The organism is Vibrio sp. 2033 (assembly GCF_033339735.1).
On record NZ_JAWOVC010000473.1, the window covers coordinates 1 to 627 of the forward strand.

1 protein-coding gene is annotated in these 627 nt (G+C 46.3%); it reads right to left on the bottom strand.

Translation table 11 applies throughout. The annotated features are described in order from the left end of the window. Positions 1 to 574 (bottom strand): protein kinase domain-containing protein (locus R7P74_RS27270; protein WP_318123800.1); only part of this gene is annotated, 574 nt, incomplete at its 3' end. Positions 575 to 627: the final 53 nt, after the last annotated feature.

The window sequence follows — 627 nt, forward strand, 5'->3', positions numbered from 1 at the left end:
GTTCCATTGCCTGACAAATCTGCTTAAACAGCGTGAGCTTCTCATGGTCTGTTAGCGTGACTTCGGCAAGATAATCATCCAATGTTTGGCCAAACACGCGCTCCATGACGATGTAAACCGAGTCGTCATGCAGGCCGCCGTCAAAGACTTTCGCAATATAAGGGTGATTTAAACGTGCTAGTAGCTGCGCTTCATCGAAAAGTGCCCGTTGTCCGAGCACATTACTTAAATTGCTTTGGATGAATTTGATTGCAAGATCTTGCTCGAAGGTCTCATCTGCGCGTTGCGCGGCATAAACGACGCCCATACCACCACGTCCCAACTCATGAGTTAGGCGATACTTACTGATCACTTCGCCACTAAGGTCGATCTCGCTGTTGGTCGCTTGATGAGCGCCAAAGTAAAGCAATTGCGTTAATCGCTCTTCTGGGGCTTCATGGGCTAAAAGGGGCGCGAGTTGAATGTATAGCTCAGGTTGACTCTGTTGCAATTCTTGGAGGTATTGCTGCTTTTGAGAGTCGTCCAGATCAAGAAGATGATAATAAACTTGGGTTTCGCTAGAGCCTAACTGCACAGTGCCTGATATCTTATTGTTTTACGTGCGCTATTTTATAAGAAACTCAATAT